The following is a 9,712-nucleotide window of genomic DNA, read 5'->3' on the forward strand; positions in this document are numbered from 1 at the left end:
TCTGGCTATCTCTTTTTGACATCCAGCTGCATCTATGGTAACCGTAGCTCCTTTGATATCAAGCATATTCAATAACAAGGGAATGGCAGTTATTTCGTTTGATTTTGTGTCCGTAGCAAGCTGGCCAAGTATTAGCTTATTCTCTGCTGCAAAGGCACTAACCATGTGAATTGCTTTTCCTTCACGAGCTGCATCATAAGAGCCTCTTAATGTTTTGCCATCTATAGCAATCACTCCTTTAATGGCTCCAGCAATATTTTGGGTCCATTGTACAAAACATCTTTCAAAATTCGAGGCAGATACATAGCGGAAAAATCTTCCTAAAGTATCATGCGATGGCACGCCTGCTAAGCAAATTCCATGCTCTTGCAGCCAAGGTAAATTGCAAGATGCCCATAAATGGATTGTTGCCCAATCATCTGCACCGCATAAAACCGCCAAAATGCTAATCGTAACAATATCAAACAAACTATAGATTTGGTTTCTTTGCTTCCTTGGATCTTCCAGATCCTTAAATACAGCAAAAACACTATTGGGTTTATGAGTATTCATTCATTCCTCCTTTTTAAGGAAAAGAATGATAATTATACCCCTTGCTTTGTCAACTTAAATCTTCATGCAATTTCCCTGTAGGAAGGCCGTTAAAAACTAGCTTTTAGTTAACATAACTAGCGCAGAAGAAGCATTCCTTTTTTTATGGACAACCGTATTCTTGTTGACAAGCCGCTTACGTAGGTAAAAAACAAAGCTTTTTTACAACCTACCGGGCAAAAAGCTAGCTAATCGTAAGAGATCCTAGCAAGGCCATGCACTTTGCGCCGCTTCTATAAATTTTATTATCTTTTCAGACAGCAAAGATAGAGAAGTTAGGTAAGGGAGACTAACTTTTCAATTACCCTTCCAAATAGGAAGGAAACATGTGTGCATTTTTTCTTCCTTGCCGCTTTATAAAGGTTTAGCTTATAATTTTTTAAAATTATTAAATACAGATAAAATATACTTTAAAAGGTTAACCTTTTTCCACTTTTTTATATAGCCTTGTTTTATGAAACAATCTTTTCGTGCTTATCATCTTCTTCAGCTCCTTAGTGCATATGACGAGCAAAATCTTCCTTTAGATGCCTTTATAAATAGCTATTTCCGCTCTCATAAAGCTCTGGGCTCTAAAGACCGCGCCTTTATTGCTGAAAACGCCTATTTTTTAATTCGATGGATACGCCTTATCGATTATTTAATTCAAGAGTCTCCTGACTGGAACAAACGTGTGGCTCTATTGCCTTACTTTGACTGGCAAAGCCATCAAAATAATCCAAGCATTCCTGCCGCTATAAGAGTTAGCTTCCCAGATTCACTTTATAATATTTTAGTAGAAAGTTACGGGGCTTTGCGAGCTTCAGAATTATGCCTTATAAGCAATACTCCTGCCCCGACGACTATAAGAGCAAACACCCTTAAAGCTACCCGTGATAAACTTTTAGAGCTCTTACAAGATAAATATGAGGTTAGCTCCTGTTTGACTTCTTCCCATGCTATTAATTTTCTTCAAAGGATTAACTTCCTTGCGATTCCAGAGTTTCAAGCCGGCCTATTTGAAGTGCAGGATGAAGGAAGCCAACTCCTTGCCAATCTTGTGCAATGCCAGCCAGGTCAGCTAGTGATGGATTTTTGTGCAGGCTCTGGCGGTAAAACCTTAGCCTTGGCTCCTTCCATGCAAAATAAAGGACAAATTTTCTTACATGATATACGTTCTTATGCCTTGCAACAAGCAAAAAAACGTTTGAAGCGCGCAGGCATCCACAATGGGCAAATTATGCAAGCCAACGATCCCAAACTTAAAAAATTAAAGAAAAAAATGGATTGGGTGCTGGTGGATGCGCCTTGCTCGGGAACAGGCACGCTACGTCGCAATCCTGATATGAAATGGAGATTTGAAATAGAAGGGCTAAAGATGCTGATAGGCCAGCAAAGAACAATTTTTGAAAAAGCTCTCAGTTTTATGAAACCGGACGGCCGTATTATTTATGGAACGTGTAGCCTCTTATCCCAAGAAAACGAATATCAACTTAAACACTTCATTAAGAACTATCATTTAAAGGTAGAAAATCAAATATTTCAATCTTTTCCATCGCTTGGAGGAATGGATGGCTTTTTTGGAGTTGTTTTGAAGTTTTAAATCGTTTATAGTGATAGCCGTTGGCCATCTAACAAGCCTTTTTTCTGCAGCTAAGATCTTATAGATGGCATAGATGATAGAATTAATCCTCACTAATTACCAACCCCCTTTTAAATCATGAAGAAACAAAAAATTTTATTTTTTTCTGCGCTAATCTATGGTTGTCTTGCCGCTCTTTTACAAGCTGAGGGAAACGCTGCTTTTTTAGGCAAAGAAGATAGCTCGGCTTTAGTGGTAAATAATCGTATTTTAGCCAAGGTGAATGGCACAGCTATTTCTGTTTTAGATGTAATGAAAAAAATGGATGTTCTTTTCTATCGTGAATTTCCTGATTACACCTCCTCTACTCAAGCACGCTATCAATTTTACAAAGTTAATTGGAAGCATGTGCTAGATGAATTGGTTAATAAAGAATTAGTATTAGCTGATGCTAGCGAGAATAAACTTCTTGTAAGCAACGGTGATATTCGCCAAGAAATGGAGAGCCTATTTGGGCCTCATATTATCAACAATTTGGATAAAATTGGTCTATCGTATGAAGAAGCACAAAAAATTGTCCAGGGAGACATTACTATCCGCAGGATGATTTACTTAAGAGTAAATGCCAAAGCATTAAAAAAAGTAACGCCTCAAGCTGTTCGTTTAGCGTACGAGGAGTTTGCTAATGATCCTGCCAACCTCAAACCAAATACTTGGCAATATAATGTTATCTCTATCCGTGATCCGGATGCAGCTAGAAGCGCTGAAGCTGCTCATTTAACTTACCAGGCATTGAACGAGCATATAGCGTTGGAAAAATTATCGACTTACGTTAAGGCAAACTCTCATTTTGACAACACACAAATTAATGTCTCTGAAGAATACACTTTACCAGAAAAAGACATCTCGGAAGCCTATAAAGCCATTTTAACAAAAATGACACCCCATTCACATAGCCAGCCAATTGCTCAAAAAAATCGAGCAGATAAGAACAGCTCTTTTTTTCGTATTTTTGTGCTTAAAAATTGGATAAAAGGTGGAACTCCTACCTTTAAAGAGGTAGAACTCAAAATTAAAGATAGGCTTATAGAGGAAGCTATTGCTCAAGAGACTGAAGCTTACCTAAAAAATATTCGCAAACGTTTCTCTGTACAAGATTTTTATACCCCTAAAACTGATCAAGCTGCTTTTGAACCCTTTATACTAAGCTCTAAAATTTAGCTTTAGCATAATTATCCTGGAATGCTTGCGACCTACAAAGCAAACAGATCTGCCTATTTTGAAAATCTGTTACGTTTCAATAGAGAAGGAAAATTTAAAATTATGCCTATATATCGCCCTAGTGAACTGCATCATTTCCTAAATAATTTGGGCGTAAGTCCTAAAAAGGGTCTTTCTCAAAACTTTCTTATCGATGGAAACATTACTCGCAAAATTGTGGCTTACGCGGCTCTCTCCCCTCATGATATAGTCGTAGAAATTGGTCCAGGGCCAGGCTGTCTCTCAGAAGAAATAATAAAGCATGGCTCTCAATTATTAACGATAGAAAAAGATCCTGTAATGGCTCAAGCCTTGCAGCGCTTACAAACAGAGTCAAATAGATTAGAAATATTTTGTGAAGATGTATTGGAATTCCCTTTGAGGGAAAAATTACTGGAAATTTTAAAACCGGGGCAAAAAGCTATTATTGTGGGCAATCTCCCTTATCATTTGACAACCCCTATCTTAATTCAACTGGTTAAGCTTTATCCCTACGTTTCTAAGGTTGTAGTTATGGTTCAAGAAGAAGTGGCACGCCGATTTACAGCTCAGCCAGGCACAAGCGAATATAGTTCTTTTACCGTTTTCTTAAATTATTATTCTACTCCCCGCTATGCCTTCATGGTACGTAGAGGTTGTTTTCATCCTATTCCTAATGTAGATTCGGCAGTAGTCACTTTAGATCTACATCAACCACCCTTCGTTGCTAACGAAGAGGATTTCTTTAAAATGACCCGCACAGCTTTTGGGCAAAGACGTAAAATGATGCGCACCTCATTAAAAGAGCTCTATTGCAGCCAGGCTGTCTCGCAAGCCCTGCTGCAAATTGGACGCGATGTAAAATCACGTCCTGAAGAGCTCTCTTTAGAAGATTTTATGCATCTATATCGAAAACTTAATAATAGCGTTTAGGAAAAGCTCTAGTTGGGTTAATGATTCCTACAAAGTAGCGTATTCTAGAGGCTCCAATAGTTAGGGGGCAAAGGGCTAAAGCAAGAAGGCAGTCTGTAAGTGCTAACGCCATTTCTCGCTCATCTTTCCAATCTTTAAGTGCAGGCTTTTTCTTGAGGAAGTCTTCTCCACGTTTTATAAGCATGTCCATCAACAACACAGCCGTCACGGCTATTTCGCCAGCTTTCTTAACTATTTTAAGAGGGACCGTCAGTGGAGAACACGCTAATTGAATACAACAGTAAAGTCTTCCTTTCCAGTTGGCCTGTTTATATGTACTAGGCACTCTTCTTCCAAAATCGTCTGTGAAAGGTTTTAAACTCTTAGCAGTTGCTGGAAATGGGTATACAAAACTCATAAAAAATCCTTTAAATTTTTGATGGAATAAATTACATTATTATTATTATTATTATTTCTAACTTATTTGGTAGGAAAAGCTTTAGCGGGGTTAATGATTCCTACAAAGTAGCGCATTCTAGAGGCTCCAATAGTTATTGGGCAAAGGGCTAAAGCAAGAAGGCAGTCTGTAAGTGCTAACACCACCTTTCGCTCTCCATCCCAATTTTTAGCCGTATGTTTTCTCTTGAGGGTCTGTTCTGCGCGTTTTATAATTGCGAGCATTAACACGGTAGCCAACCCTGCTATCTGGTTAACTCTGCTAACTATTTTAAGGGGTATCGTCAATGGAGAACATGCTAATTGAATACAACAGTAAAGTCTTCCTTTCCAGTTGGCCTGTTTATAAGTACTAGGTATCTTTTTTCCAAAATCGTTTCTAAAAGGCTTTAAGCTCTTATTAGTTACTGTAAATGTGTCTGGTAAATTCATAAAAAATCCTTTAAGTTTTTGATGGAACAAATTACATTATTATTATCATTATTTCTAACTTATTTGGTAGGAAAAGCTTTAGCGGAGTTAATGATTCCTGCAAATTAGCATATTCTAAGAGGCTTCCCTATTATTTATTGGACAAAGAACCAAAGCAAGAAGATAGCCTGGAAGTATGAACATAATATCTAGGCCTTTATTTCAATCTTTAAGCATACGCTTTTTCTAAAGATCTCTCCTGTATTTATTGTTATCATGTTCATTAGCATGGCAGCCAGCAGGGCTATCACGCTAACTCTCTTACCTTAAATGGTGTCGTCAATGGAGAACAGGCTAATTGAATACAGCAATAAAGTCTTCCTTTCCATTTGGCCTGTTTACAAATCCTAGGTACCCTTCTTCCAAGATTAGTTTTCAAAAATTTAAGCTATGAAAGGTGCTCGGTATAAGGAAACCCTTGCTCACAACTTATAATTGGTCCTTAATCTTATAAATTAAAAGAGTACATTCTCATTCATTTTCTCATTATTAGCAAGAAAAGTTTTTTTTCTTTTTATAAATAACTTTATTTATCTCTTTAATAAATTTTATTAAAACTAAAGATCTATTCCTTTGTAATTTTAAAGATACTTTTCAACCACTCCATCCAGGTTTGTTGAACCTCATGTTCAGCATACAGGGCTACTTTTTCGACCTGCTGGCCATTAACTTGCAAGTAAACTTCGCCAACTTGTTGCCCTTTAACAATAGGTAATTTTAATGAATGCCCTTGCAGATAGCATTTTACCACAGGTTCTTCAGAAGGATAGTACTTAAAACTTAAACGGGATTTTATAAAAGTTTTTAAAGACCTGTCAGCACCTTTTAAAGAGTAGATGTATTTTTGAGGTCCCTTCTCAAGGATGATCATTTCCTCTTGTTCTTCATTAAATGCTGCTTCAAAAAGATGGATAGCATCTCGATAAATCTGCCCTCCCTCATTACACTTCATTAAGACCGCTAGCAACTCACGTCCATCCTTTTTTGCTGCGGCTACTAAAGTATGGCGTGCAATGGAAGTATAACCTGTTTTAACCCCAATTGCCTGCGGATAATAGTAGTCTCCTCTACGTAATAAACGATTCTTTTGCAAGATAACAACCGGTTCTTGTTTATTAGTTTTGGGACGAATAAATTTTGGTGCGGCAGCGAGTTCACGAAAGATAGAATTCTTCATGGCCTCGCGTGTGAGGAGAGCCATGTCATAAGGAGTAGTTTGATGTTTAGGATGATGCAATCCATGAGGATTAGTAAAATGCGTATTTTGGCAACCTAAACTTTTGATAAATCCGTTTAAACCATGCATAAACAGGGGAATATTTCCTGCCACATGTTGAGCCACTACATTCGCGGCATCATTGGCTGAAGCCACCATTATGCCGTATAAGAGTTCTTTTAAGGTAAACTTTTCGTCTTTTTTAATCCCTATATGGGTACTTGCATATTCAATCCAGTGAGAAGGAGCAGTATAATTAGATTTTTTCTTAGCTTGCTCAGAAATTGAAGCAATAGCTTCTGCATCTGCGGTCACAATTTCTGAAAGTTGATGGCCTTTTTGATCAAGAGCATAAAGAGTAGTAGCTATCTTAGTAATACTAGCAGGATAGTTAAGAGTGTGAGCATTTTTTTCATATAAGATAGCTCCACTGTTTACATCAATTAAAATTGCCGCTTCTGATTCGACGCTCACCTCAAACTTTTCTGCGCTAAGCGATCCTATTCCTAAAAAAAGCAAAAGTCCTAAGTACAATCTTTGCAAAAACATAGTCCTCCCTATTTTTCACTTAACTTGTTGCAAGTTAGTTCTAAAAAAGCAGATTACCCGCTTATACCTTTAGCTTACCACCCCTTAAGAGCTTTCGGCTTTACAATTTACACTCTTCTAATTCTAAATTCAAAGCCATTTTTCAACTTTTTTGATCCTTTTTATTAGGTTGGCCCGCCACTTGCTTAAGATAACACTTATTAAATAGACCCGTTCATCTGAATAGAAGTGCAAATTAAAATAAAATTTAGCTTCTATCCTTAATAGGGAGAGTATGGCCATGCATAATTTAGCTCTAATAGAAGAAAAATTTAAAGAATTTTATAAAAATATTACCTTGGCTTCTTCTGAATTGCTTATTCCTGTTAACCTATCGCTTTTACACCATATGAAATTGCTTTACTTCCATTCCCCATGGAATAAAGATCAATCGCTTACACGTTACTTTCAATTGATAGAATCCAGCGGAAAACTTACTCTTATCAATGAAGATTTTGTCGTGTGGATAGTCCCTGAAAATGCTCATCAGATTCCTTTAACTTACACTGTAATTGCTTTAAATTATCCTGAAGGTCCTAAACTTGAACTGATATTTAGCGCAGCAGGTGTATATAATACTTCCCGTACTGTTTTACGAGTATTGGAAAAGTTTTTGTATGAGATTCAAGAAAACGAGGAGTATTTAAAAAAAATTAAATAATATTCTTTTCCCCTTAGAAGGATGCTTTATAAAGATTTAAATAAATTAAAAGCCTGTAGCCTCTATTTTTCCTGGCTTTGACACTTGTTGGACTTAAAACGTTGATTATCAATGTTCGTTATTTCGAACGATGGCAATATTGCCACTACGCTACATTGAACTAACGCTCATTTATAACAACCCATCTATTACCATTTCCCCTGGATGTTTAAGCTTTAAGGATTGAAGAATTTCTTTAGATAATCCTTTTGCTGGTGTTCTTAGCAAGATAGGCTTCCCATTTACTTCTAATAGAGAAGCTTCTAATTCGCTAATAGCCTCCCTTATTTTTTCAACAGTATGATCTGTTCCTTTTCTAATTAGGGCGATCTCTAAATTACGATGCATAACAAAGGCAAGGAAACAAAGCACGATATGTCCTCTGACTTTTTCTGGGCTGGATAAGCAGATGGACCTAATTTCCAAAGAATGTTTCATGACCCGGAAAGACTCTTCCATTTTCCATAGCCGATGATAGCTAGAAAGGCTCTCTTCTTTTTTCATACTCTGCTTTGAAATCTGAATTCCATAAAATCCATCCCATTGCTTATCTTCATTAATTTTTTCTAGATCTAATCCTAGCGAGGATGCTTGTTTTTTTTCATTTTTTAGATATCTTTTAGCGCCTTTTTGCGATTCTAAAGAAGCTGTACCCTGATCTAACATCTCTCTGGCTTTGTGAATTAATCGCTCTCTATCTTTTCGATCTTTTTCTGCTCTCTTTAAGCTCCACGTGCAAATAATTTTTTCCTTCAAAATCTGTTGCTTCTTCTTGTTGTCTTCTACATATTCGACAACATTATCAAACTCGATTTCTCGATATTTCAAAATGTTTCCATCGCTTTCATGAATGGTCTGGTATTTCTCAATATCTAATATTTGTTTTTGCAAGCTTTTATTTAAACTCTTTAATCTGCATCCCACAAGATAATCATATTCTCGATCCTTAATTCTTTTTAGATTTAGCTTTGAGTTAATGCCTCTATCAGCAACAACCATGACGTGCTGAATTTTGAATCTTTCTTGCAGGGTTTTGAGCGCCTCTTCTAATGTTTTACTTTCAAAGGTGGTTCCAGGAAATATTCCTAAAGCTATGGGGTGCCCCTCTTGATCAACCAACATTCCTACAACAACTTGCATTTCCCCGAATTTAGCATCTTTACTGAATCCAAAATCTCTTAGACTATCCGGCAAAGTTCCTTCAAAATAAAGAGGAGTGACATCATAAAAAACGGCATCCACCTTCATTCCAAAGCGATCGACATGCTTTAGAAAAATTAAATTCTCTATTTCTTTTTGAAAAGATGAAAGGTAATCTAAAACTTGGTAAATATGATGAAGAGGGATTTCAGGGGTTCCAAAAAATCGATTTTGCTTGAGATAAACTTGAAGTTTGCTAGAGGGAGCCATCAATCGTGAAATGACTTCTAGAAAAATGACCTCTTTGTAATCGAATTCTACTTTGGTCGATCCAAAAACAGTATCTAAGATTGCATCCATTCCATATTGCTTCCAGATATGCCTATAAATAAATTCTGCTCCCCAATTGATGCGCTCTATCTCTTTTATGGTGGGAATATTTGCAGGAGATGCTCCTAAACCTTTTAATGATTCGCAAAGGCGGCTAAGTACGCCTTTTTGAAGAAGACGATCTAATCGCCCCAATTGTGCAATGGTTCGGTGTTTAACTTTTCCATTCTCTCGGAAAGTTTTTACTAAACTAAGATAAACAAAATTTTTTGAGCGAGTCTTCTTGATAAACATACTCATATTTTATATTTTTTTGATTTATTTTCAAACAAATATATGAGATAGTTGCCACTACAGAATCTTATTAAAAACTTATCTATTTGAAAATCAACAACTTATAAAATAGAAGTGCCAAACTCAGGAGCCCTCTATTTTTGTATCCAAGTTAAAATATCGGCTAAAAGATAAAAAAACCTTTTTCAATCGTTTATCTAACATTAGCTAAATA

Annotated in this window: 9 protein-coding genes; 4 read left to right on the plus strand and 5 right to left on the minus strand. The window is 36.6% G+C overall.

Annotated features, from left to right (window positions below; genetic code table 11):
* On the minus strand, positions 1 to 552 hold a 552-nt coding region (locus DB42_RS09050; protein WP_044882681.1), incomplete at its 3' end, for an ISAs1 family transposase.
* A gap of 493 nt (positions 553 to 1,045) precedes the next feature.
* On the opposite strand from DB42_RS09050, the gene DB42_RS09055 reads away from it, so the two are divergent.
* From DB42_RS09055 to rsmA, 3 genes are all read left to right on the plus strand, one after another.
* Positions 1,046 to 2,173 (plus strand): RsmB/NOP family class I SAM-dependent RNA methyltransferase, encoded by a 1,128-nt coding sequence (locus DB42_RS09055; RefSeq protein ID WP_044882682.1) that lies wholly within the window; start codon positions 1,046 to 1,048, stop codon positions 2,171 to 2,173.
* A 117-nt stretch (positions 2,174 to 2,290) separates the two neighbouring features.
* Positions 2,291 to 3,373: a hypothetical protein gene (locus tag DB42_RS09060; protein ID WP_052436105.1), complete on the plus strand. Its 1,083-nt coding sequence runs from the start codon at positions 2,291 to 2,293 to the stop codon at positions 3,371 to 3,373.
* A gap of 102 nt (positions 3,374 to 3,475) precedes the next feature.
* Positions 3,476 to 4,324 (plus strand): 16S rRNA (adenine(1518)-N(6)/adenine(1519)-N(6))-dimethyltransferase RsmA, encoded by an 849-nt coding sequence (rsmA, locus tag DB42_RS09065; RefSeq protein ID WP_044882687.1) that lies wholly within the window; start codon positions 3,476 to 3,478, stop codon positions 4,322 to 4,324.
* Here the strand turns inward: rsmA and DB42_RS09070 are convergent.
* The 3 genes from DB42_RS09070 to DB42_RS09080 all read right to left on the minus strand — a co-directional run bounded on the left by DB42_RS09070 (position 4,308) and on the right by DB42_RS09080 (position 6,989).
* On the minus strand, positions 4,308 to 4,721 hold the full coding sequence (locus tag DB42_RS09070; RefSeq protein ID WP_039383764.1) for a hypothetical protein: 414 nt from the start codon (positions 4,719 to 4,721) through the stop codon (positions 4,308 to 4,310). The two genes, rsmA and DB42_RS09070, sit on opposite strands and share 17 nt — an antisense overlap.
* Positions 4,722 to 4,783: 62 nt before the next feature.
* A complete protein-coding gene (locus DB42_RS09075) occupies positions 4,784 to 5,191 on the minus strand; it encodes a hypothetical protein (protein WP_044882684.1) in 408 nt (135 codons plus the stop codon).
* A gap of 604 nt (positions 5,192 to 5,795) precedes the next feature.
* Positions 5,796 to 6,989, minus strand: a complete 1,194-nt coding sequence (locus DB42_RS09080) for a D-alanyl-D-alanine carboxypeptidase family protein (RefSeq protein WP_162180777.1) — start codon at positions 6,987 to 6,989, stop codon at positions 5,796 to 5,798.
* A 286-nt stretch (positions 6,990 to 7,275) separates the two neighbouring features.
* Here DB42_RS09080 and DB42_RS09090 point away from each other — a divergent pair, with 286 nt between their 5' ends.
* Positions 7,276 to 7,695 (plus strand): hypothetical protein, encoded by a 420-nt coding sequence (locus tag DB42_RS09090; protein WP_044882689.1) that lies wholly within the window; start codon positions 7,276 to 7,278, stop codon positions 7,693 to 7,695.
* Between the two features lie 171 nt (positions 7,696 to 7,866).
* Here the strand turns inward: DB42_RS09090 and DB42_RS09095 are convergent, their stop codons facing one another.
* Positions 7,867 to 9,504, minus strand: a complete 1,638-nt coding sequence (locus tag DB42_RS09095) for an IS1634 family transposase (RefSeq protein WP_080502822.1) — start codon at positions 9,502 to 9,504, stop codon at positions 7,867 to 7,869.
* Between the last annotated feature and the right edge of the window lie 208 nt (positions 9,505 to 9,712).

Origin of the sequence: Neochlamydia sp. EPS4 (assembly GCF_000813665.1) — a bacterium.
Lineage (GTDB): Bacteria > Chlamydiota > Chlamydiia > Chlamydiales > Parachlamydiaceae > Neochlamydia.

What these genes read in the sequence shown, in the direction of transcription:
- DB42_RS09095 (WP_080502822.1), bottom strand. Translation starts at nt 9,504, where the DNA reads ATGAGTATGTTTATCAAGAAGACTCGCTCAAAAAATTTTGTTTATCTT.
- DB42_RS09070 (WP_039383764.1), bottom strand. Translation starts at nt 4,721, where the DNA reads ATGAGTTTTGTATACCCATTTCCAGCAACTGCTAAGAGTTTAAAACCT.
- DB42_RS09060 (WP_052436105.1), top strand. Translation starts at nt 2,291, where the DNA reads ATGAAGAAACAAAAAATTTTATTTTTTTCTGCGCTAATCTATGGTTGT.
- DB42_RS09090 (WP_044882689.1), top strand. Translation starts at nt 7,276, where the DNA reads ATGCATAATTTAGCTCTAATAGAAGAAAAATTTAAAGAATTTTATAAA.
- rsmA (WP_044882687.1), top strand. Translation starts at nt 3,476, where the DNA reads ATGCCTATATATCGCCCTAGTGAACTGCATCATTTCCTAAATAATTTG.
- DB42_RS09075 (WP_044882684.1), bottom strand. Translation starts at nt 5,191, where the DNA reads ATGAATTTACCAGACACATTTACAGTAACTAATAAGAGCTTAAAGCCT.
- DB42_RS09055 (WP_044882682.1), top strand. Translation starts at nt 1,046, where the DNA reads ATGAAACAATCTTTTCGTGCTTATCATCTTCTTCAGCTCCTTAGTGCA.